This is a genomic window from Lentilactobacillus kribbianus, from assembly GCF_013184075.1.
In the GTDB taxonomy this organism is placed as follows: domain Bacteria; phylum Bacillota; class Bacilli; order Lactobacillales; family Lactobacillaceae; genus Lentilactobacillus; species Lentilactobacillus kribbianus.
Genome location: NZ_JABEQQ010000001.1, coordinates 344,202 through 368,321, shown reverse-complemented (window position 1 = coordinate 368,321; position 24,120 = coordinate 344,202). Strand labels below are relative to the sequence as shown.

Genomic DNA, 24,120 nt, shown 5'->3' with positions numbered 1-24,120 from the left:
AGCCAGCACATTAATCGAAGTTTTGTTTAGTTTTGAGGGGTCTACCCTCAAACCCAAAGTACATTGGTACTTTGACTTGGTTCTTTGAAAACTAGATAATATTAATTTCTGTAGTGAATTATATTTTAAATATAATTTCAACCGAGAACACCGCGTATTAAATTGAGTTTTTTAAAAGAAGTATCGCAATACTCAATAACTTTAACGCAGCACGAAAGTGCTGTGAGGTTAAGTTATCAAGGGCGCATGGTGGATGCCTTGGCACTAGGAGCCGATGAAGGACGGGACTAACACCGATATGCTTCGGGGAGCTGTACGTAAGCTTTGATCCGGAGATTTCCGAATGGGGAAACCCAGCAATCTTAGTCGATTGTTACTTTTCAGTGAATACATAGCTGATTAGAGGTAGACGTGGGGAACTGAAACATCTCAGTACCCACAGGAAGAGAAAGAAAATTCGATTCCCTCAGTAGCGGCGAGCGAACGGGGAACAGCCCAAACCAACGAGCTTGCTTGTTGGGGTTGTAGGACTGAACATTTGAGTTACCAAAGATATTGATAATTGAATGATCTGGGAAGGTCAGCGAGACAGGGTGATAGCCCCGTAGATGAAATCGATATCTCTCAGTTCAGGATCCTGAGTACGGCGGAACACGTGAAACTCCGTCGGAATCCGGGAGGACCATCTCCCAAGGCTAAATACTCCCTAGTGACCGATAGTGAACCAGTACCGTGAGGGAAAGGTGAAAAGCACCCCGGGAGGGGAGTGAAACAGTTCCTGAAACCATGTGCCTACAAGCAGTTAGAGCCCATTAACGGGTGATAGCGTGCCTTTTGTAGAATGAACCGGCGAGTTACGGTTGCATGCAAGGTTAAGGTGAAAAGCCGGAGCCGTAGCGAAAGCGAGTCTGAAATGGGCGTTTAAGTATGTAGCTGTAGACCCGAAACCAGGTGATCTACCCATGTCCAGGTTGAAGGTGCGGTAAAACGCACTGGAGGACCGAACCCGTGTACGTTGAAAAGTGCTGGGATGAGGTGTGGGTAGCGGTGAAATTCCAAACGAACTTGGAGATAGCTGGTTCTCTCCGAAATAGCTTTAGGGCTAGCCTCGGAATTAGAATCATGGAGGTAGAGCCACTGTTTGGACAAGGGGCCCGTCATGGGTTACTAAGTTCAGATAAACTCCGAATACCATTGATTTATGTCCGGGAGTCAGACGGTGAGTGATAAGATCCATCGTCGAAAGGGGAACAGCCCAGACCACCAATTAAGGTCCCTAAATATATGCTAAGTGGAAAAGGAAGTGGAGTTGCATAGACAACTAGGATGTTGGCTCAGAAGCAGCCACCATTTAAAGAGTGCGTAATAGCTCACTAGTCGAGTGATTCTGCGCCGAAAATTTACCGGGGCTAAGCATATTACCGAGATTGTGGACTTGACCTATGGTCAAGTGATAGGAGAGCGTTCTAAGGGCGAAGAAGTCAGACCGTAAGGACTGGTGGAGCGCTTAGAAGTGAGAATGCCGGTATGAGTAGCGAAAGATCAGTGAGAATCTGATCCACCGAATGACTAAGGTTTCCTGGGGAAGGCTCGTCCTCCCAGGGTTAGTCGGGACCTAAGCCGAGGCCGAGAGGCGTAGGCGATGGATAACAGGTTGAGATTCCTGTACTAGTAGTTGATGTTTGAGTGATGGAGGGACGCAGGAGGCTAAGTTGTGCGCACGATTGGAAATGTGCGTTCAAGCTATAAGTCAGTAAGGGAGTGAAAGGCTTACTTACGTGTTGACAAGTAGTGATGAGGACCGAAATTTAGTAGGGAAGCGACTGACGTCACACTGCCGAGAAAAGCTTCTAGCGAATTAACTACTACCCGTACCGCAAACCGACACAGGTAGTCGAGGAGAGAATCCTAAGGTGAGCGAGTGAACTCTCGTTAAGGAACTCGGCAAAATGACCCCGTAACTTCGGGAGAAGGGGTGCTGATCGCAAGATCAGCCGCAGTGAAAAGGCCCAGGCGACTGTTTATCAAAAACACAGGTTTCTGCAAAATCGTAAGATGACGTATAGGGGCTGACGCCTGCCCGGTGCTGGAAGGTTAAGTGGATGAGTTAGCTTCGGCGAAGCCCAGAAATGAAGCCCCAGTAAACGGCGGCCGTAACTATAACGGTCCTAAGGTAGCGAAATTCCTTGTCGGGTAAGTTCCGACCCGCACGAAAGGCGTAACGATCTGGGCACTGTCTCAACGAGAGACTCGGTGAAATTAAGATACCTGTGAAGAAGCAGGTTACCCGCGACAGGACGGAAAGACCCCATGGAGCTTTACTGTAGCTTGATATTGGGTGTTGGCATAGCTTGTACAGAATAGGTCGGAGCCGTAGAAACCGGAACGCTAGTTTCGGTGGAGGCGTTAGTGGGATACGACCCTCGCTGTGTGAACACTCTAACCCGCGCCACTAAGCGTGGCGGGAGACAGTGTCAGGTGGGCAGTTTGACTGGGGCGGTCGCCTCCCAAATAATAACGGAGGCGCCCAAAGGTTCCCTCAGAATGGTTGGAAATCATTCGTAGAGTGTAAAGGCAGAAGGGAGCTTGACTGCGAGACAGACAGGTCGAGCAGGGACGAAAGTCGGGCTTAGTGATCCGGTGGTACCGTATGGAAGGGCCATCGCTCAACGGATAAAAGCTACCCTGGGGATAACAGGCTTATCTCCCCCAAGAGTCCACATCGACGGGGAGGTTTGGCACCTCGATGTCGGCTCATCGCATCCTGGGGCTGTAGTCGGTCCCAAGGGTTGGGCTGTTCGCCCATTAAAGCGGTACGCGAGCTGGGTTCAGAACGTCGTGAGACAGTTCGGTCCCTATCCGTCGCGGGCGCAGGAAATTTGAGAGGAGCTGTCCTTAGTACGAGAGGACCGGGATGGACATACCGCTGGTGTACCAGTTGTGCCGCCAGGCGCATCGCTGGGTAGCTATGTATGGATGAGATAAATGCTGAAAGCATCTAAGTATGAAACTCGCCTCAAGATGAGATTTCCCATTCCTATATGGAAGTAAGACCCCTGAAAGATGATCAGGTAGATAGGTTGGAAGTGGAAGCACAGTGATGTGTGGAGCGGACCAATACTAATCGGTCGAGGACTTAACCAAGTAGAAAATGGTGTTCAAAGATACAGAAATTAATATTAGCTAGTTTTGAGAGAACGAAGTTCTTTCAGTAACATAAGTGTGGTGGCGATAGCCAGAAGGATACACCTGTTCCCATGCCGAACACAGAAGTTAAGCTTCTGCACGCCAAGAGTAGTTGGGGGATCGCCCCCTGCGAGGGTAGGACGTTGCCACGCAAATGTGAAAAGCAATCTCACAGTGATGAGGTTGCTTTTTTTGTTTGTCTAAAAATAAGTTTGTTGTCAAAACTAATCAACTGTTATGTTACTTCAAAACATGATATTATTAATACTACCAATGATTGTAACGATTTAATTAATGGAGAAAAAACATGGATGGATTATTTGATTCAAAAAACCAATTACGTCAGTTAAATGGTAAATTGGTCTTACAAAATATTTTTAATAATAGTGGTACCTCACGAGCTCAAATAGCACGTGACCTAAAACTTAATAAATCCACGGTATCGTCTATCTATAATGACCTCATGGCTACAGATATTATTCAAGAGGGCGGTGATGGAGCTGCTTCTAATAATGGTGGTCGTAAACCCACTATGGTAAGCATTAACGCTCATTACGGCTTTACGGTTAGCTTAGACATTGCCTATCGTAACTTGCACTATATGTTTAACTATTTAAATGGTGATATTATTGAAGCTAGTGAAATCCGTATTTTTCAAAAAGATATTCATGAAATAATGACCATCATTATTGATTTAATTAAAGATGTTAGCCGCAAAATCGAATCTGATAATGGCTTAGTGGGAATTGCCGTTTCTTATCACGGAATTGTAGATGTCAAAGAAAAAGAAGTTACTTACTCACCATTTTTGGATTTAGATGGGGTAAACATCGTTTCTGAGCTCGAACAAACCTTTTCTGGGGTTGATGTCCTAATCGATAATGAATCGAACGTAACGGCCTTATATGAGCGTGATTTTGATCAACATAAATTAACCGATAATTCCATTACAATTAGTATTCATAAAGGGATAGGTTCAGGTATTATTATTAATCGACGTGTTTTTCGAGGTTCCGATGGTGAAGCCGGTGAAATTGGACGAGGCTTAATCAATATGGACGGTCATAATGTCAAAGTTGAAGATATTTGCTCCGAAGACGCCATTATTAATTCTATTAGCGCTGAATATGGTGAGGTATTGTACCGAAACGATGTAGTGCGGCTGTATCGTAAAAGTAACCCCATTATCGTCAAACATTTAGACGTTTTCGTTGATACCATCGGTTTACTGATTTATAACGTAGGGCGGTCATTTAATCCTCAATCGTTCTTCATTAGTTCGCCTTTAATCGAAGAGATGCCGGAAATGTTAAATGCCATCGAAGAAAAAATTAAGAGCCTAGGTGGCGATAACTATACGGTTTTCTTAATTGATAACGCGGATAGAGCTACCTTGCTAGGGGCCTGTTCCTTAATTACCCATGAGGTATTGGGATTAAGAGATTATGAATTACAATTTTTCAACGAAAATAAATTAAATTACTAACAAAAAGGATCTCTTGTCATCATTTAATGGCAGGAGATCCTTTTTTGATCTAAAAAAAGTCCCGTCAATGACGAGACTTTTAAAATTATTCAGTTTCTACCTTAGCATTAACTTCACCGGAACGTTCGCGTAAAGTTGCTTCGATTTCTTCAAGGGAACGGTTTCTAGTTTCAAATACCTTACTGTGAACAAACCAGATGGATGCGAAACATAAAACAGCGTAACCAATGAACAAACTACCAGTACCAAAGAAGTTCAACAATGGTGGGAAAGTTAATGAAACAACCATGTTAGCACTCCAGTTAATAACACTGGCAAATGAGTTTCCTAAACCACGAATATTAAGTGGGAATACTTCACCAATCATAACCCACATAACGGGACCCCAAGTTGCTGAGAAGAAGGCGATATAAACAGTAAGGGCAAGAACACAGATCCAAGCAGCTAAAGTACTACCACCAGAGAAGTGCATTGAAATACTCATGATAACCAATGAAATACCCATTCCAATGGCCCCACCAATTAACATCTTTTTACGATCAATCTTATCCATGATCATAACGGCTACAGCAGTTACGATAACGTTAAAGACCCCAATTCCAATATGCGCGATCAAGGCTGCAGAAACCCCGAAACCAACGTCAGTAAAGATAGTAGGTGCGTAGTAAAGCACAGTGTTACATCCCATTACTTGTTGGAAGATAGCTAAACCAACCCCAATAACTAAAGCTGGGTGAACTAATTTACTAAACAATTCTTTGAAGCCACCACTCTTAATGTTAGCTTGAGCTTCAATTTCTTTTAATTCTTGGTTAACAATAGCAGTATTACCATTGTTCATGGTAGTTAAAACGTTACGAGCATCGTCAACGTCACCTTTTTTAACAAGGAAACGGGGACTTTCTGGCAAAATCAAAGCACCGAAGAAAAGTAATGCTGAAGGAAGAGCGGCAAAACCTAACATCCAACGCCAACCAGTGTACATTCCTGAGAAAGTGTAGTTAGTAATGTAGGCTAGTAAGATCCCGGTCATAACCATTAATTGGAATAAACTAGACATTGAACCACGCTTATCAGCTGGTGATAATTCAGCCAAGTAGGTTGGAATCAATGCTGAAGCGGCCCCAACGGCAACCCCTAAGATTACTCGAGAAATGATTAACGTCCAAAATTCTGGGGCAAAGGCGGAACCGATCGCACCGATAAAGAAGATGACGGATGATAGAAGAACTAGCTTACGTCGACCGTATTTATCAGACATTGGTCCAATAATGGCGGAACCTAAAATCGCCCCCAATAGGACGGCAGAAACTACCCAGCCTTGTTGCCAAGCATTCAAGTGAAGTTGTTTTTCAATGAAAAGAATGGCACCGGAGATAACTCCTGTATCATAACCGAATAATAGTCCACCTAAGGCACCGAAAAAGTAGACAAACGCGGCTGAAACATGGTGCTTCTTCTTTGGGGCAGTTTGATTATTTGAATTTTGCATGTAAATTCACCTCATAGAATTATATAGATAATGTCAAAAGCAATAAAATAAGTTGGTTGGTTGTCTAAACTTATCTAATGGCACAATGATACAATTAATCTCGAAAAAAGGCAAGCGCTTTCAGAATATTTTAATAAAAAGTGCATTGTTGAGCATGGCTACATAATTACCTTAGCGTCAATTTCTAAATGTGTTTAATATAGTAGGGAAAAACTTTTGTGAATATTTTTATGAAAGTGCTTGCAAATTTTTAGGTTAGCATTTATACTTGCATTTGTAAGTTGGTTGTTTAAACAAACTATATGCTATTGAAATCGAACATATAATACGGAGGCATACACATGAGTGATTTATGGAAAGGTATTAATAAGATTGAATACGTTGGCAATTCAGATTTAAGTTCTGGTTTAGGTTTTCACTACTACAACCCAGAAGAAGTAATCGCCGGCAAGAAGATGAAGGATTGGTTGCGTTACTCAGTTGCTTACTGGCACACATTTGACCAACGCTTAGTTGATCCATTTGGTGATGGTACTGCTCATCGTCCATACGACAAATACACTGATCCAATGGAATTGGCTTTAGCTAAAGTTGATTATGCATTTGAATTCTACCAAAAATTAGGTGTTCAATTCTTTGCATTCCATGATCGCGATTTGGCTCCTGAAGGAAACACACTTCGTGAAACTAACGCTAATCTGCAAAAAGTTGTTGATAAGATTGTTGCTAACCAAAAAGAAACTGGCATGCAAGTTCTTTGGAACACTTCAAGCTTATTTACTAACCCACGTTTCGTTTCTGGTGGTGCTAGTTCACCATCTGCTGACATTTTTGCTTATTCAGCTGCTCAACTTAAAAACAGCTTGGATATTGCTAAACAAGTTGGATCACAAAACTACGTCTTCTGGGGTGGTCGTGAAGGTTACGAATCACTTTGGAACACTGATATGAAGCGCGAACAAGAACATTTGGCTAAGTTCTTCCACATGGCTAAAGACTACGCTAATGAAATTGGTTACGATGGCCAAATGTTACTTGAACCAAAACCAAAAGAACCAATGACTCACCAATACGACTTTGATGCTGCTACTACTTTGAACTTCTTGAAAGATTATGACTTGGACAAAGACTTCAAGCTTAACTTAGAAGGTAACCATGCTAACTTAGCTGGTCACACTTACCAACACGAAGTTCGCGTTGCTCGTGAAGCTAACATGTTAGGTTCACTTGATGCCAATGAAGGTGACAAGTTAATTGGTTGGGATATTGATGAATATCCTTCAAACTTATACGAAACTACTGCAGTTATGTATGAAGTTCTTGAAGCTGGTAGTATTGGACCTAAGGGTGGTTTGAACTTCGATGCTAAACCACGTCGTTCATCATTTGATGCTGAAGATTTATTCTACGGCCACATCGTTGGTATGGATAGCTTTGCTGCTGGTTTACGAGTTGCTGCTAAGATGAAGGAAGACAAATACCTTGAAAACTTAGTTGCTAACCGTTACTCAACTTTTGATTCAGGTATCGGTGCTGATATTGAAAATGGCAAGGCTGACTTCAAGACTCTTGAAGAATATGCTATCGATATTCCGCAAGCTGATTTGATTGCTGCAACTCACTCAGATCACTTGGAACAAGTAAAAGACACGATTAACCACTACATCGTTAATACTTTGGGTAATAACTAATATCGTTAATCAATAAGAGAAGTGATTGGTTCATATTGGGCCAATCACTTTTTGATTATTAGGAGTGAAAAATATGAGTGAATATGCATTAGGAGTCGATTTAGGAACAAGTTCGGTTAAAGTTTCGGCTGTTACCCCGGATGGTACCATTGCGGCTCAAGAAAGTTTTGATTATGATTTAAACCAACCTCAACCAGGTTATGCTGAACAAAATCCCGAAGATTGGGTATATGGTACTACGGTAGCAATTGTTCGGTTAATTTTAAATGATCACATTGGGGTTGATGAAATTAAAGGCATTAGTTATTCTGGGCAAATGCATGGTCTGGTGTTACTAGATGAAAATGGTAAAGTATTACGACCAGCAATGCTATGGAATGATACCCGTTCAACTAAGCAGTGTGAAGAAATCATGGCTAAAATGGGGCAAGAATTTATTGATATCACCCATAACCGACCTTTAGAAGGATTTACGTTGCCGAAGTTACTTTGGGTGAAAGAAAATGAACCAGAAATTTTTGCTAAAGCTCAAACGATGTTGCTTCCTAAAGACTACTTACGTTATAAAATGACGGGTAAGTTGGCAATGGATTTCTCTGATGCTACTGGAACGGTGATGCTAGATATTGAAAAAGCTGACTGGAGTCAAACGATTTTAGAAGCCTTTGATATTCCCGCCTCAATGTGTCCACCATTAGTGGAATCAATTGAATTTACCGGCAATGTTACCGAAAAATATGCTGAATTTTCCGGATTATCAACGACTACCAAGACTTTTGGTGGTGGAGCTGACAACGCTTGTGGTGCAGTCGGCGCCGGGATTGATACTCCTAATAAAGTATTATCTAGTATTGGAACTTCTGGAGTGGTCTTGAAATTTGAAGATGACGATCGGACTAATTATAATGGCGTGTTACAATTTGAAGATCATGCAGTACCAAATTCTTATTATTCAATGGGAGTTACACTAGCCGCTGGCTTTTCATTGAGCTGGTTTAAGAAGACCTTTGGCGATGATGAAGACTTTAATGGCTTCGTAAATAGTGCTGCCGAATCATCGGTTGGTGCTAATGGCTTGCTTTTTGCTCCATACATTGTTGGAGAACGGGCACCTTATGCTGATGCTGATATTCGTGGTAGTTTCATCGGTATTGATGGTGTTCATAATAAGGGGGATTTTGTGCGGGCCGTCTTAGAAGGGATTACTTTCTCATTTGAAGATATTATGGAAATTTATCGTGCTAAAGGAGCTAAGTTTGATACCGTCGTTTCTATCGGTGGTGGGGCCAAGAGTGCTATGTGGCAACAAATTCAGGCTGATATCTTTAACACTAAGGTAGTTTCACTTAAAAATGAACAAGGTCCTGGCTTAGGAGCCGCTATGTTAGCCGCTGTGGGACTAGGTTGGTTTAAAGACATTCATGAATGTACTGCTAAATTTGTGGAATATTCTAATGTTTTCTTACCTAATCCAGATAATGTTGCTAAATATAAACAACTACACGCAATGTATGCCAAGATTTACAATCAAACCAAAGAAATTTCACATGATTTAGTTAACTTCCGCCGCGAGCAGGAAACTAAATAACAAAAAAGACCTGACGACTATTGACGTCAGGTCTTTTATAATATTTTGGTTGATAAAATGCAGTCAAGATACAAGAAAAGCTTCCGCAATTTCTTGGAGGTTTGCTCCTCATGATTACAATTTTATCAATTCAATTGCGATGAAATAAAGTCTCCCCAAATAGTTCCCTATCTGGTGAAGCGTATTGAAGCAATTTGCTCCATTGCCTCCCAAGGCGTCAACCTCTTGAGGGATGCAAAATCACCGAGAAATTATCTCAATCGACTTTCCGGTAGTTTTAGTAAATCAACGAATACGGGAATTTCTTCGTGGATCGGGCAACAGTAAAGCTGCCAACGAAGAATGAGATATTTGCTAAAACTCCAATTGAAAATTAAATTAGGTGGGAAAATCAATTGAGATAACTTCTACGGCTAGTGGTTAACTAAACCGGTGAGTTGATCACAACCGACTTTCCCTTGGTAGACTGATATTTAGACGACGCTCCAGGATCTTGTAATTCAGCTGTCATCAGGGTTCACCTCCGGGAAATTTTTTTGAAATGAAAAAGTACTCGGCCATAAAATTGGCTGAGTACTTTAAAAAAAACTTGCAGCCAATCGTTGAGTTTTAGCACTATACAGCGTAGTTATCTAAGATAACAGCTACATTAGTTCAAGCCTTAGTTTGACGAGAACTGCTGACTCATTGGCGTCTTTCGACGTTTCTGAGTAGTAGCGTTTTCTGTATAGGAGCCTCACCTAACAGCTAGTCCTATTCATTTCTATAATAAGTATAACAATAGAAAACTTAAAATGCAAGAAACTAGTTTGCAGTCATTATATTTCACGTAGTTGGGAGATCTTTTTCAACCAACACCGTAAAAAGTGTAATAATAGAATTAGAAGAATTCAAGGAGGATTAACTATGACAGACAAATTGTCCATTACTGATTTAGATCAAAAGGCTTCGGATACGGCCGTTCAGGTCTTCATCGAATTTTATTTGAACCATTACCGCGATGGGAGTCTAGACATTTTAGCGCAATATCCAGTGGATCACTATGTTGCTGAAATTAACCAGTTTATTTTTGAAAATAATGCTTATCAACCAGAACAAATGCAAGCTTTATTATTAGCTGATTTAAAGCAGTATTTTATTGATATTATTGCTGCCGTTAATCCCGGATATCAACAAAATGGTGCTTTAGCTAACGGTGATTGGGAAAAATGGTATCAAGAAACAGCAGCTAACTTACAGACTGGGCAATAAAATTAGTGAGAGAAAGCGGTTGCATAAAAATATAGATGCTGTAATAATATGGCTAAGTATTAAATAACTTTAAGGAGATTAACGCTATGAGTAAAGTTGCTTTAGTTACGGGTGCTGGCCAAGGAATTGGGTCAGCAATTGCTAAGAGATTGGCTCATGATGGTTTTGCGGTTGCTTTAGTTGATTTGACTGAGGAAAATACCAAGAACACGGCGGCAGCAATTAAAGCTGCCGGTGGAACTAGTATTTCGCTAGCGGCGGATGTTTCTGATCGGCAAGCGGTTTTTGCAGCAGTTGACCAAACCGTATCACAATTAGGTGATTTAAATGTAGTGGTTAATAATGCTGGAGTTGCTCCAACGACACCGATTGATGAGGTTACGCCTGAACAATTAGAAAAAGTTACCATGATTAATACCGGTGGAGTGGTTTGGGGTATTCAAGCCGCTCATGCTGCGATGAAACAATTAGGTCATGGCGGTAAAATTATCAATGCTGCTTCACAAGCTGGTGAAGTAGGTAACCCTAACTTGACAGTTTATGGTTCCACTAAGTTTGCGATTAGAGGTATCACTCAAACAACTGCGCGAGAATTAGCTGTAGATGATATTACCGTTAACGCATATGCTCCAGGAATTGTGCGGACGCCAATGATGATGGATATTGCCCATGAAGTTGGTAAAAATGCAGGTAAAGACGATGAATGGGGGATGCAAACCTTTGCTAAAGACATCACCTTAGGACGTTTGTCTGAACCAGAAGATGTTGCCAATGCAGTTGGCTTTTTAGCTAGTCCTGATTCGGATTATATTACTGGTCAAACCATTACGGTTGACGGTGGGATGGTCTTTCATTAAAATGGGTTAGCTGCTAGGCATGAAATTGTTCTTCATTTTGATAACTTGCTATTATTAAAGTAGGCTTAGAAATGAATGGAGGGATTAAAATGCCAAAAAGAGTCGCGTTACCAACCCAAACAGTTTCAATGGCAACTGAACGAGTGCGCCAATTACTACAAGCGCACTCCCTATTAGCAATTGAGGTCCCAACGTTAACTAATCAACGAATGGCCACTCAATTAATTGAGCAATCAATTGCTCAAGGAGTGTTACCAGCAGAAATTAGACGGCAAACCCGGCAACATTTAACCGGATTACGTTATGAATAATAAAAAAAGGTAAACGAGAATTTCTCGTTTACCTTTTTTTATTTAACAATTAGATTATTGTTCTTTGTACCATGGGTAGTGGAAGTTACCTGGGCGGTCAACTCGTTCATAAGTATGAGCACCGAAGTAGTCCCGTTGTGCTTGCAATAGATTTTGTGGCAAGATTGCTGCACGATATGAATCATAGTAAGCAACAGCAGCTGAAAGTGATGGTACTGGTACACCAGCTTTAGTAGCTAGTTCAACCACTTCACGAGCTGATTGTTGGTATTTAGAAGCAATATCAGTGAAGTATGGGTCTAACAACAAGTTATCCAATTCTGGGTTCTTGTCGTAAGCGTTAGTAATGTTTTGTAGGAATTGAGCACGAATAATGCAACCGGCACGCCAAATCTTAGCTAATTCGCCAAGTTTGAGGTCCCAATCATATTGTTCTGAAGCAGCTTTTAATTGAGCAAAGCCTTGAGCATAACTCATTACCTTACCAAAGTAGAGAGCTTCGCGAACTTTTTCGACAATTTCGTCAGCATTGAAATCAACCTTGCCATCAGGACCAGGTAAAATTTTAGATGCATTAACTCGTTCGTCTTTAAGCATTGAGATGAAACGAGCATAAACTGATTCGGTAATTACTGATTGGTCTACGCCGACTTCAAGAGCGTCTTGAGAACTCCATTTACCAGTTCCTTTGTTGGCACCACGATCTAAGATCATGTCGACAATCCAGTTGTCAGTGCCAAGGTCGTCTTTTCGAGTTAAGATATCAGCAGTGATTTCGATTAAGTAACTGTTTAATTCGCCTTTATTCCATTCTGCAAAAATATTGGCTAATTCAGGAACATCAATGTTAGCTACATTACGTAAAATGTTGTAACTTTCATCAATTAATTCTTCATCACCGTATTCAATTCCGTTATGGACCATCTTGACATAGTGACCAGCACCATTAGGGCCGATGTATGCCACACAAGGTTCGCCGTCTTCAGGAGCTTTAGCAGCAATCTTAGTTAAGATTGGGGCAACAAGATCATAAGCTTCCTTTTGACCACCGGGCATTAGTGATGGACCTTCTAAGGCACCTAATTCACCACCGGAAACACCCATACCGATAAAGTTAATGCCAGATTTATCTAAGCGAGCATTACGAGCCATGGTGTCGTGGAAGTTAGTGTTACCACCATCAATCAAGACATCACCTTTATCAAGTAATGGAAGTAATTCATCAATCACAGCATCAGTTGGTTTCCCAGCTTTAACCATCATAATGATTCGACGAGGCTTTTCTAATGAATTCACAAAGTCCTCAATAGTATAGCTAGGAACTAAATTTTTATCACTGTGGTCTTTCATTACATTTTCAGTTTTTTCACTGGAACGATTGAAAATGCCAACGGTGTAGCCGCGACTTTCAATATTTAAGGCGAGGTTTTTGCCCATTACGGCCATACCAACAACGCCGATATTTGCTTTTTGTTCAGCCATTAGATTCCATCCTTTGTGTGTTAGATTTGATACACAAGTAGTGTAACACTGCACAAGCTAATTGTGAAATAAAATGATGAAGTTTTTGTAAGTGAATTCATTAGGATAATTAATAAAAAAGGACCAATCAACTTAGAAAAAAATTCTAACTGATTAGTCGCTATTTTAATGATTATTGGTTAATACGATAAACCCATTGGCGATTGTCTCTGGCAAGTAATTCGTCAGCGGCAACAGGACCCATTGTACCAGGGATGTAGTTAGGGAAGTTAGGTTGTTGAATATCCCAAACTTGGCGAATTTGGTCAACAAATTTCCAAGCAGAAGCTACTTCTGGCCAACTAGAGAAGTTGGTACCATCACCCTTTAAAACATCGTGAATCAAACGTTCGTAAGGTTGTGGGACGTCTTTTTGGTCTTCCATGTAGGAAAGATCAACTGGTTCAGTATGGAAGCCTTGTTCGTTATTTTTAGCGTTAACTCGCAATGAGAAACCTTGGTTAGGTTCAACAAAGATAGTTAAGACATTGTCATTAAGTGGGGTGCTGCCACTTTGTGGGAAAGCAAAAATATCGACTAATGGTTTTTTGAAGACAACGTCGACACGGGTAAATTTACCGGCTAATTTCTTACCGGTTCGAATATAAAATGGGGTTCCTGACCAACGATAGTTATCAAATAATAATTTACCGGCTACAAAAGTTTCGGTATTAGAATCAGCTGGTACATCATCTTCTTCACGGTATGGCTTAGTTTTGCCGTCAGGACTTTCTCCGTATTGACCGCGAACGAAGTTAGAAGAAGCTTCGATAACATCATAGACCCGTAGACTCCGTAAAGCTTTAACTTTTTCAGAACGGATATCAACATCCTTAAAGGCAACGGGTTGTTCCATGGCCAAAAGGCTGACGATTTGCATGATATGGTTTTGAACCATATCGCGAAGAGCACCGGAATTATCATAATAACCAGCCCGTTCTTCAACCCCTAAGTCTTCGGCTAAAGTAATTTGGATATTATCAATGTAACGATTATTCCAAAGAGCTTCAAAAATAGTGTTACCGAAACGAATAGCTTCGATATTTTGAATCATTTCCTTACCAAGGTAATGGTCAATTCTAAAAATTTGGTTTTCATCAAATGCAGCGCTTAATTCATCGTTTAATTGTTTAGCTGATTTGTAATCACGACCAAATGGTTTTTCGATAACTAATCGGTTGAATTCACCGTTATCAGTTAGTAAGTGTTGAGTTTTAAGGTTTTGTGCCACAGTACCAAAGAAGTTTGGTGCCATTGAAATATAGAAGACACGGTTACCATTAATTTCATATTTTTTATCGAGTTCATCGGCTTTTTCACGCAGAACTGAGTAATGTTTAACGTCGGTAACGTCGTGAGCAACGTAAGCAAAATGACTAACAAAATCTTGAATCATTTTTTTATCGTTGCTTTCTTTAGCAACTGATTTAGTTACCATTGCTTTGAATTCATCGTCACTTAATTCCGCTCTAGAAGTACCTAAAACGGCAAAATGATCACGGATATTACCTTTTTCATAAAGATTAAATAGTGCTGGATATAATTTACGGGTGGCCAAATCACCGGTACCACCGAATAACATAATTAAAGCACGTCTTTCTTTTGCCAAAACGTTCACTCCTATCTCATCATTTAACTAAGTAGTAACTGATATGTCTATACCAGTTACGGATATTATATACTACATTTTAATAAGGTAAAAGGGGATAGCCGGCGTTTTTTTATGAAAATAATGAAAATGAGGGAATGCAAAAATGAAAAGGCTATGTTATGATAGGGGAATCGATTGTTAAGATTTCTATAATTAACACGGAAAGTTCTCGGAACTGGCGACTGCCCCCAGTATAATCTGGGTAGAATTCAATTAAGGAGAACTCGAAATGAAGAAATTTAAACTATTACCGTTCATTGCTACTCTCGTTGTAACGTTGTTTGTAGGTATGAGTACAGCTAGTGCGGCGAAATCACCGTCATTAGCTGTTAACATGATGTATGCTAACAGCAAAACGGTAACTGGTACAGCCACCAAAGGGGTGGATGTCCTAGTTAAAAACTCAAGTAAAAAAACAATTGCCAAATCGAAGGCTTCTAAAACTACTGGTAAATACACAGTTAAATTGAAAACGGCTATGAAAGCTAACCAAAGATACTATATTTATGCACAACGTTCATCAGTATCTTATTTCTACCGTATTATGACTGTTCAACCAGCTAAAAAGACTTCTGGTAATAATAAACCTAGTTCTACTACCAACAAAAACAATAGTGGTTCCAAGACTACTAATGTTGCTCCAAGTACCCCAACTGGAACTTGGAAATCTGGTAAAGATAAAAATGGAAATCAATTAGTAATGAAGTTCAGCCAAAGTACAGGCTTTAACGAATACCTATACAATGGTAAAAAGTTGAAGAAAACAGTTGTTAGTTATGCTGCTTATAGTGTCAAACCAGCAAAAAACAATTTCTGGGCCATCACTTACCGGACCAGAGGAAGTAAAAAGACTCAAACATTTTACGTTCGTTTCAGCAGTAACAAGCGTTTTGATTTAGTTAATTCTAAAAATATGATTGCTAAATTCAAGATTGCTGGGTTAGCTGCTAATACCTACCGCTTTGATTTAACTAAGTAATTTCACTAAATGATAATTTTTAAGGACTAAGTTTTTTAACTTGGTCCTTTTTTGTACCCTAAAATGGGTACCAAAACCTTCTTAATTGCTTTAATTAATAGATATGAGAGAATATAAATAAGAGAAACTTTAATTTGTCGAAAGAGGAATGATATTGTGATAAAAGAACGAACGGAAATTCGTTTTAGTTCAGTACTGATTTATTCTCTGCTCTTAAATGCAGGGGCGGCGTTCATGTGGCCGTTAGTTACCGTTTATATGCATGATTACTTAGGAAAATCAATGAGTTTGGCCGGAATCGTTTTATTCTTAATGTCGATGATGATGGTATTAGGAAGTTACGTTGCCGGAGTGCTGTTTGATAAATGGTCGCCGTATAAAACGGCTGTACTAAGTATTTTAACTTCGACCATTGGAATTGCTATCCTGGTTTTTTTCCACGGATGGCCAGTTTTTGGAATTATGTTGATGTTTGTCGGCTTTGGTGACGGAGCGGGATTAACGTTGTTGAATTCGTATTCTACAACCATTAAAAGTCGTTCGACACGTTCGGTTTTTAACATCATTTATATTGGAAATAACCTAGGGGTTGTTATCGGAACCCTGTTAACCGGGTTCTTGTTAGATAAAGGAATCTCACTGTTATTTTCAGTAGCGCTGATTTTTTACGTTATCTTACTTTTGATCACTATCTTTGAGTTCAACGTTAAATTTGATTTAACGAGAAAACGAAACCGAAAGAAAGCTGCCCAAGGACCACGCCGCCTTAATCGAACTATTTTATTAATCTGCCTCTTAGTGTTATCGCTGTACATTTCATACTCACTCTGGGAAAGTATCATTTCAGTTCACATGACTTCTCTAGGGATTTCATTTGAAAAGTACAGTTTACTTTGGACTTTAAATGGGGTTATGATTGTGACCTTGCAACCATTGGTTAACCGTTTGGGGAGTCACTTTAAGTTAAGTACTCAAACATATGTGGGGGTTATCATTTTTGCCCTGGCTACGGTTGGCTTGATTTTTGCTCGTCAGTATACGGCCTTCATTATGGCCATGGTCTTTACCACAATTGGTGAAATTATTGCCTTTCCAGGGATGCCGACTTGGATTGATTCATTGTCGGCGCCAGAAGATCGCGGTCGCTACCAAGGAATGTTTAATGCCTTTGTCTCTATTGGTCGAGCATTAGGTCCAGTCATTGGTGGGTTTGTGTTACAATATTCTACCGATACGGTCTTGTTTAGCTTTAGTGGAGCTTTGATTATCTTCTTCTTAATTATCTTGGTTATCAGAAATAAAAAGGTAGCTAATCGAGCTAAGTTAAATACTAATAATTAATTATCAAACTAAAAAACCTTTAACACTTAATAGTGTTAAAGGCTTTTTTATTAGTGCAGATGCTTTTTAGTTTCTGCTACTAAGATCTTATAGATTCGTTCAATATCTCGACCAGTGCCGCGCAATTCGAAATCAGCGATGAAGGGAGTGTTGAAGTTTTCGGCGTAACGTCGGGCAGTTAGGCAATATTGTTCATTAAAGTTACGATTACCACTACCAATGACGCCCCAACAATAATCAGCATTATTATTATAAGCAACATATTCACCCAAAGAATTGGTCATCAATTCAGTGACGCCGGTATCAATACCGTTGCCTCCGGTTAAATAAGTGGGTACTGAGAGAAAGTAGGGGTTAACCTCATCGGCAAAATCTGTTTGGTCAGAAATTTCTTTCAATTCAATTAATGGATTTTCAGGAAATTGGTCATGGATCCCATTAGCATATTTATGTAAATTATTAGCAAATGAGCGAGTGTTACCTTCGATAGAAATATAAAGTAAGCGAATTGGTTCCAAGATAAAGCCTCCTCAATCAATTATTGATGTCATTATCATATCATTAAATCTATTTTTGTTTCTTGCTACCTCTAAAAATAAAGAAACTAACAATCATTGAAATTATTAAAGCAACTATTCCAACTATAGTAGCCAGTTTACCTAGCTTAAGTCCTGGCGTCGTGTAAGTTAACCGAATCTTGTGATTACCACCAGGAAGCTTAGCACCAACAAACCCTTTATTAACTACAAAAGTATCGGCTTTTTTACCATCGATAGTTAATTGCCAACCAGTAGAATAAGGAATAGAAGTTACCATGGTACTGGTATTTTGAGTATGAGAAGTACCAGTAACCACATTTTGATCAACTTTAAGATTCTTCAAGCCGGTCTGTTTAAGTGCCTGCATACGGTTAGTGTACGTTTTATCATAAGGAACGGCTACTAACTTGGCACTCTTAATGTGGAGATCTTTGATATCACCATTTAATTTTAACTTGATCGTCTTTCTAGTTTTACTTGAGTAACCCAGATTTAAAGTGACTTTATCAACGGGTTGGTAATTGGATAAGTTATTAATAGGGTATTGATAAAGAGCATTACGATTATTATTAGTATTAGCATGAAGCCGGTATTGTTGATAAGAAGGGTGCAAAATGTTTTTTCGTTTATCAGCAATTCTATCCATCACGGAATATTCAGTGTTATTTAATAAATGTTGATTAGTATCAATTTGAGTTTTATCGATTAAACTTTCTTTATCGCTGCGAATACCATCCAAAACTAAATATAATTCTGCGTTTTTAGCTTGGTTAGGGTTATCAAGGGTTATGGTATAAGGAATTCTCTTACCACTAGCATCATTAGCAATGAATTTTAAGCCGTTTTTATTGGCTTTTTTGCTTTTGGCAATAATAGCTTGATTATCTTTAATCATTTGGTTGGTAGCTTTTTTGTTGGCGTTTAGACTAAGTTGTTTATGAATAGTAGAAAGTCGTTCATCAACTTTTTTAGGATCAGTTCCTAGCATGCCAAATCGATAAGCAGCTAATTGGGTTTTGGAATCTACCACCTTACTAGTATCCATTGCTACCTTATAATTAATTGTTTTATTCTTGGATCGATAGTTAACGGCAGTTCCTTCATCAGCTTTATTTTCTACAGCTGCAGCCTGCGTCATTACTTGTTCACGATCTAAAGCATTCAGTTTGTCAAAAGCAGTTTTAGAAATGGTTTGTTTTTGGGTATAAATTAATGGCAAAGCATTATCTGACTTAACTAAAGCAGTGTTGTTGATATTGCTGAGGTATTCATTTACACCAGTATGAGCTTTGGCTTTAAAGACCTTAGTAGTATTATCTTTATTTTTCACAACATGATAACCATAAGGGAGGGCCTGCTTCCAAACGGTGCTGGCCCGGGCGTAAAAGTATTGAACACCTAACAGGTTATTAGCAGCAGTTCGGTAATCTAATTCACCAATAGGCGTATTAGCCGTAAATTGACTATTAGCGATTGCCCGTGAGAAATCAGCTGGATAACCGTTTTGAAGAGTCAAATAAGAATTTTCATCGTTAATACCAGTATCCATGCCGATGTTAGTGTTGGTATTGGTAGAGTTAGCAGCAGTCGGATTAGAATAATGACCTAACGCTGCAGTCCGGAAAAAGCCATTTTTCTTAGCTAGGTAATTGTTAGCGCCATTATAAAATTCATCATCAAAGCGTTGGGCTAAACCACGATTTAATTGTTTTTTAGTGACAGTCCCGACATTAGTACTATAAATTCCAGTAATATTGGCAGCTAAGTTAAAACTAAGGGATAGGGTAATCACTAGCGCTTTGGTTTGTGGCCGCCAATTAAAGACAATGGCCATTAATAATAAAATTAAAGTACATAACAACATACCATACGTAACGAATTGACGATGCGAAAGATTTAAAATTCCACCACCAGCTAACCAAACTGAAACGATTAAAAGTAAGGAAGCAATAATCATGGTGGCAATATCGCTACGAGTTAACACGTTTAAATGATCAATTAAGATCATCGCAGCAAAACTAAAACCTAAGGCTCCTAAAAAGACCCAGCGATTGGATGGAGCTGCTAGACCATTAAAGACGGCACCGACAGCCGGAAATAAAATTCCCACAAAAATACTGATTAAGCCGATATTTAACCATAAGTTAGCTTTAAAGTGTTTGAAGGCGTAGACGATTCCTAGAAAAGAAACGGAACTCATTCCCATAATCATCCAGTATTGCATCGAGCCAATCGGGGTCAAAATATTATCTGGAATACCTAGGTAATAAGGTAGAGAGTAAAATAGCAAGCCACTAGCAAATTTGCCACTAATACGAGTGGAATGTAAGGCAAATAAAGCGGTTGGTAAGAAAGTAACCAATCCAGTTAAACCACCAATGACCGCACCCAGCACTACTCGTCTAATGTAAGGCCAAACTTTAAAGTGAGAATCACTGAAACGACTAGCAAAACGTAATACTGCGTATAAAATAGTGGCAATTGCCAACATCCAAGCAAAATAAAAGTTAGCTAAAACAGTGAAAAATACGGCTACCGCTAGGGGAACAAACGAATGCCCAGTAGCAATACGATCAACTCCATAGGCCAATAGCGGGAAGAAAATCATTGGTAAGATGAAGAAGGGATGGTGCAAACTTGAGTAAAGCAAGTAACCGGTAAAAGTATAAGTTAAAGCACCGCCGACTTGAGCAATTTTACTAAAGCGGTGAGTCGAGGCAAATAGTATGTATGCTAATCCGACACAGTACAAACGTAAGAAGACTAAAATACCATAAGCTAATTCTAAGTGACCTTTAGGGAAGAAAATAATTAGGTAATTGAACAAATCACCCATGACATAGTAAGAATAGTTGGTTAATTGATCGCCACCTAAACCAATATCCCAAGACCAGTGAGTGAATCCTTGACTGGGATGGGCAATAAAATTAACTAACATTTGTCGAAATGATTTCAAGATGGGATAATGTTGGGCCATACCATCTTTAAACCAAACTAGTGATTTATCTGCTAGTAATAGATAACCAAACATCATTCCGGCCAAAAGCCCAAAGCCAATGGTGTAATAAAGCCATGCCGGGGTTTTCTTTAATAATTTTTTCAAAATATTCCTCCAATATAAGCTGTGCAACTATTACCCAAGAAAAAAGCCGGAGATCATAAAAGAGCTCCAGCCATTTGTTACTCCTAGTAATCCAAATGATCATTGAATTCATCATCGTTATCATCAGTGTTAGAAACATGTCTGGTAACTTCGAACCAATTAATAAATGAATTTTCGTAATCAAGTATTTTAAATTCAAAATTGTTAATGTTAATGACGTCACCACGCTTGATGCCTGGATAATTATCCATGAAGTATCCGGCTAAAGTAACGGAGTCGGAATCTTCAAATTCCGGTACATCATGGTCAAAGTAACGTTCGAAGTCATGGGTAGTAATACGTCCATTAACTTGGTAGGTACCATTAGGTTGTTTAAAGATAAATTCTGTAAAGGAAGGATCGATTTCATCACGAACGGTTCCGAATAATTCCTCGTAGATATCTTTATCGGTAATAATTCCAGAAGTACCACCATATTCATCAACCACCACCACAATTGGGGTCCGCTTTTTAATCATTTGGTGCAAGACGTCGGCAATAGGTGTGGTTTCTGGTGTAGTAGAAATATGACGAAGCAAACGATCAACCCCAATTGAAGCGTCGACTTGCGATTGGCGAATTAAATCATAGCTATAAACGTAACCTAAAATTTTATCTTTATCACCGTCGGCCACGACTGGGAGGCGACTAAATTTTTCTTGAAGGTAAACTTGAACGGCCTCTTTAACAGTGGTTGTAATATCAATAACTGTTAGCTGAGTTCGATCAATCATAATATCGCGTGCTTCCTTATCGTTTAATTCAAAGGCCCGCCGCATATAGACGTAATCGTTTTGTTCTAGTTCCCCCGTTTTGACGGCATTGCGTGATAGGTTTAAGATTTCAGCTTGTGAGAATGCCTCATTACTATCATCAGCAACCTTTAAGCCCATCATTTTAACGATGCCACTTGCAGAAGCATTGAGTAACCAAACGAATGGGTAAAAAATAATGTGGAAATAATGTAGTGGGGTAGAAACTAAATCTAGTACTTGCATCGGCATATCAATACTAATGTTTTTAGGCACGATTTCAGTTAATACAACTTCTAAATAAGTTAAAATTAATACCCCGAAAATGGCCCCAATAGTATGAGCAGTAGCCGGATTAATTGGTGAGTTATTAATTTCCAAGATATCTACTAAAAAGGTAGATACTAGTGATTCACCCAACCAACCTAGGATAATTCCGGCCACCGAAACCCCTACTTGAGTAGTGGATAAGTATTCGTTTAAATTGGTGACCATTTTAATTTCACGGTCGATCTTTTTAGTGGACTTAGTAGCAGTCTTACGCCGTTCTTCCAACGCGCTTAGGCGTGATTGCACCAAAGCAAATTCACCAGCTACAAAAAAGGCGGCAAAGAAAAAGGTGACAATTACAATCACTAAATTGATTATTATCTGACTATCGGACAACTCTTACTCCTCATTTCCTGATACATAATATTTTCCCTAGAATTTCATTGGTCTAAACCAAAGCTTGATTCTATGTAAACTACTCATTATTATACTCTGGTTTGAAGTGTTTTTGAAAGGAATATCGTCTTTAAAGGCAAAATTCTTAATGCTTTATTAAGGTGGTGCTAAAATCAAAATTGAATAGTTAATTAAAGTAACGGTTATTTGATTGATGAAAGGAGATAATTGTAATGGCAAATGATTTATCTAATTGGCGAGATGACTTTTGGGATGATTTAGGGCGCACGATGATGCACTCAACTGGTGCTGTGGGCCGGTTTAAAACTGACATTACCGAACAAACGGATCAATACGTGGTAGCAGCAGAGTTACCGGGATTTCAAAAGAAAAATATCCATATTAGTTACCAAAATAATAATTTGAGTATTAAGGCTAATCATGAATATAGTGCTGAACAACATAATGATGATGGACATTTAATTCGGCATGAACGTTCTAAGCAAGCCGTTAGTCGTTCATTTTATCTGCCTAATGTTAATCATGAACAAGTAAAGGCCACTTATGATGGTGGTGTTTTGACGATTACGTTACCAAAGCAACAACCGGGAGAAAATGAAGGTCATCAAATTAAAATTGATTAAACAAAAAGCCGGGTCGATGACCCGACTTTTTTATTTTAATATTGTTTACCTAATTCATAGACCATTTCGGGATCATTACCAGTACGTTGGTTTTTGTTTAGTAAGTCAATCATATCCATTTCGTCAGTACTTAATTCGAAGTCAAAAATTTGGTAGTTTTCTTGAATCCGACTGGCAGTGGCAGATTTAGGAATAACAGCAATCCCTCTTTGAATATGCCACCGTAAAATAATTTGGGCGACAGAACGTTGGTGGTGGTTGGCGATGGTTTGAAGCATCGGATTGGATAATACTACGCCACGACCAAGCGGACTCCATGCTTGAGTAGCAATTTCTTCTGTGTGATCAAATTCCACAAGGGGAGCTTGGCTCAAATAGGGATGATTTTCAATTTGGTTAACTACGGGCATTTCGTGGGCCTGGGTTTTGAGGAGCTCTAGTTGGGCCCGGTTGTAATTACTAACCCCAATAGAACGAACTTTACCAGCTTGTTTGAGGTCTTCAAATGCGCGCCATGTATCAAAGAAGAGGGTATTAACTGGCCAGTGAATTAATAATAAATCAATGTAGTCGGTATTTAATTGTTGTAGTGAGAAATCTACACTGGAGCGAGTCAGTTCGTAACCCTGATTAGGTTCGGCGACTTTATCGGTAATAAAGACTTGCTCGCGGTTGATACCATTATGTTGTAACGCCATCCCTAATACCTGTTCGTTATTATAAAATTGAGCTGTATCAAATAACCGGTAGCCGGTATTATAGGCGGTACCAATCGCCTGATCCATAGTCTCTTGATCGGTGATTTTATAAGTACCGAAACCTACCAGCGGCATTTTATGTTCATCTGAGAGAGTGACCACATGTTGTTTGTCCATCTTTTTCCCTCCATAAATTAGTTTGCTTATACTGTACCACAAGTTTCAGGACCATTTTGGTGAGCACTTACTTTAAGAAAAATTTTGTTTTAGGTTATGATTAGATTAAATTAGGTGATTAACCACGATTATCTTTGTACAATGAAAA

At 39.4% G+C, this 24,120-nt stretch carries 16 protein-coding genes, 2 rRNA genes and 1 riboswitch; of the genes, 11 read left to right on the top strand and 7 right to left on the bottom strand.

All coding sequences use genetic code 11. The annotated features are described in order from the left end of the window. The first annotated feature begins 226 nt into the window (after positions 1-226). From HII32_RS02025 to HII32_RS02015, 3 genes are all read left to right on the top strand, one after another. A 23S ribosomal RNA gene (locus tag HII32_RS02025) occupies positions 227-3,144 on the top strand. A gap of 77 nt (positions 3,145-3,221) precedes the next feature. Further along, positions 3,222-3,338: ribosomal RNA gene (rrf, locus tag HII32_RS02020) — 5S ribosomal RNA — on the top strand. Between the two features lie 155 nt (positions 3,339-3,493). Further along, positions 3,494-4,672 (top strand): ROK family protein, encoded by a 1,179-nt coding sequence (locus HII32_RS02015; RefSeq protein WP_172187798.1) that lies wholly within the window; start codon positions 3,494-3,496, stop codon positions 4,670-4,672. An 85-nt stretch (positions 4,673-4,757) separates the two neighbouring features. Here HII32_RS02015 and HII32_RS02010 read toward each other — a convergent pair whose 3' ends face one another. After that, entirely contained in the window at positions 4,758-6,164 is a 1,407-nt protein-coding gene (locus HII32_RS02010; protein WP_172187796.1) for a sugar porter family MFS transporter, read from the bottom strand. 341 nt (positions 6,165-6,505) lie between these two features. Between HII32_RS02010 and xylA the strand changes: the two genes are divergently transcribed. From xylA to HII32_RS01985, 5 genes are all read left to right on the top strand, one after another. After that, on the top strand, positions 6,506-7,855 hold the full coding sequence (xylA, locus tag HII32_RS02005; protein WP_172187794.1) for a xylose isomerase: 1,350 nt from the start codon (positions 6,506-6,508) through the stop codon (positions 7,853-7,855). Positions 7,856-7,928: 73 nt separating this feature from the next. Beyond that, entirely contained in the window at positions 7,929-9,443 is a 1,515-nt protein-coding gene (gene xylB / locus HII32_RS02000) for a xylulokinase (RefSeq protein ID WP_172187792.1), read from the top strand. 587 nt (positions 9,444-10,030) lie between these two features. After that, positions 10,031-10,198, bottom strand: a riboswitch (M-box (ykoK) riboswitch). Between the two features lie 151 nt (positions 10,199-10,349). Next, positions 10,350-10,694 (top strand): hypothetical protein, encoded by a 345-nt coding sequence (locus tag HII32_RS01995; RefSeq protein ID WP_172187790.1) that lies wholly within the window; start codon positions 10,350-10,352, stop codon positions 10,692-10,694. Positions 10,695-10,780: 86 nt separating this feature from the next. Continuing rightward, entirely contained in the window at positions 10,781-11,551 is a 771-nt protein-coding gene (locus HII32_RS01990; protein WP_172187788.1) for a (S)-acetoin forming diacetyl reductase, read from the top strand. Positions 11,552-11,640: 89 nt separating this feature from the next. After that, the gene (locus HII32_RS01985) at positions 11,641-11,862 is read left to right on the top strand and encodes a hypothetical protein (RefSeq protein WP_172187786.1); all 222 of its coding nucleotides are present in this window, start codon (positions 11,641-11,643) and stop codon (positions 11,860-11,862) included. A 54-nt stretch (positions 11,863-11,916) separates the two neighbouring features. Here HII32_RS01985 and gndA read toward each other — a convergent pair whose 3' ends face one another. Then, entirely contained in the window at positions 11,917-13,344 is a 1,428-nt protein-coding gene (gene gndA, locus HII32_RS01980) for an NADP-dependent phosphogluconate dehydrogenase (RefSeq protein WP_172187784.1), read from the bottom strand. Positions 13,345-13,516: 172 nt separating this feature from the next. Next, entirely contained in the window at positions 13,517-14,992 is a 1,476-nt protein-coding gene (gene zwf / locus HII32_RS01975) for a glucose-6-phosphate dehydrogenase (RefSeq protein WP_172187782.1), read from the bottom strand. 271 nt (positions 14,993-15,263) lie between these two features. Between zwf and HII32_RS01970 the strand changes: the two genes are divergently transcribed. After that, positions 15,264-16,013, top strand: a complete 750-nt coding sequence (locus HII32_RS01970) for an Ig-like domain-containing protein (protein ID WP_172187780.1) — start codon at positions 15,264-15,266, stop codon at positions 16,011-16,013. Positions 16,014-16,169: 156 nt separating this feature from the next. Next, positions 16,170-17,354 (top strand): MFS transporter, encoded by a 1,185-nt coding sequence (locus tag HII32_RS01965; RefSeq protein ID WP_172187778.1) that lies wholly within the window; start codon positions 16,170-16,172, stop codon positions 17,352-17,354. 50 nt (positions 17,355-17,404) lie between these two features. Here HII32_RS01965 and nrdI read toward each other — a convergent pair whose 3' ends face one another. The 3 genes from nrdI to HII32_RS01950 all read right to left on the bottom strand — a co-directional run bounded on the left by nrdI (position 17,405) and on the right by HII32_RS01950 (position 22,453). Continuing rightward, complete coding sequence (gene nrdI, locus HII32_RS01960) at positions 17,405-17,872, bottom strand: class Ib ribonucleoside-diphosphate reductase assembly flavoprotein NrdI (RefSeq protein WP_172187776.1); 468 nt, start codon at positions 17,870-17,872, stop codon at positions 17,405-17,407. A gap of 49 nt (positions 17,873-17,921) precedes the next feature. Then, positions 17,922-20,996, bottom strand: coding sequence for a YfhO family protein (locus HII32_RS01955; RefSeq protein WP_172187774.1), 3,075 nt, complete (start codon positions 20,994-20,996; stop codon positions 17,922-17,924). An 83-nt stretch (positions 20,997-21,079) separates the two neighbouring features. Next, positions 21,080-22,453 (bottom strand): hemolysin family protein, encoded by a 1,374-nt coding sequence (locus HII32_RS01950; RefSeq protein ID WP_172187772.1) that lies wholly within the window; start codon positions 22,451-22,453, stop codon positions 21,080-21,082. A gap of 233 nt (positions 22,454-22,686) precedes the next feature. Here HII32_RS01950 and HII32_RS01945 point away from each other — a divergent pair, with 233 nt between their 5' ends. Next, positions 22,687-23,097 (top strand): Hsp20/alpha crystallin family protein, encoded by a 411-nt coding sequence (locus HII32_RS01945; protein WP_172187771.1) that lies wholly within the window; start codon positions 22,687-22,689, stop codon positions 23,095-23,097. Positions 23,098-23,132: 35 nt separating this feature from the next. Here the strand turns inward: HII32_RS01945 and HII32_RS01940 are convergent, their stop codons facing one another. Then, a complete protein-coding gene (locus HII32_RS01940; RefSeq protein WP_246224794.1) occupies positions 23,133-23,972 on the bottom strand; it encodes an aldo/keto reductase in 840 nt (279 codons plus the stop codon). Between the last annotated feature and the right edge of the window lie 148 nt (positions 23,973-24,120).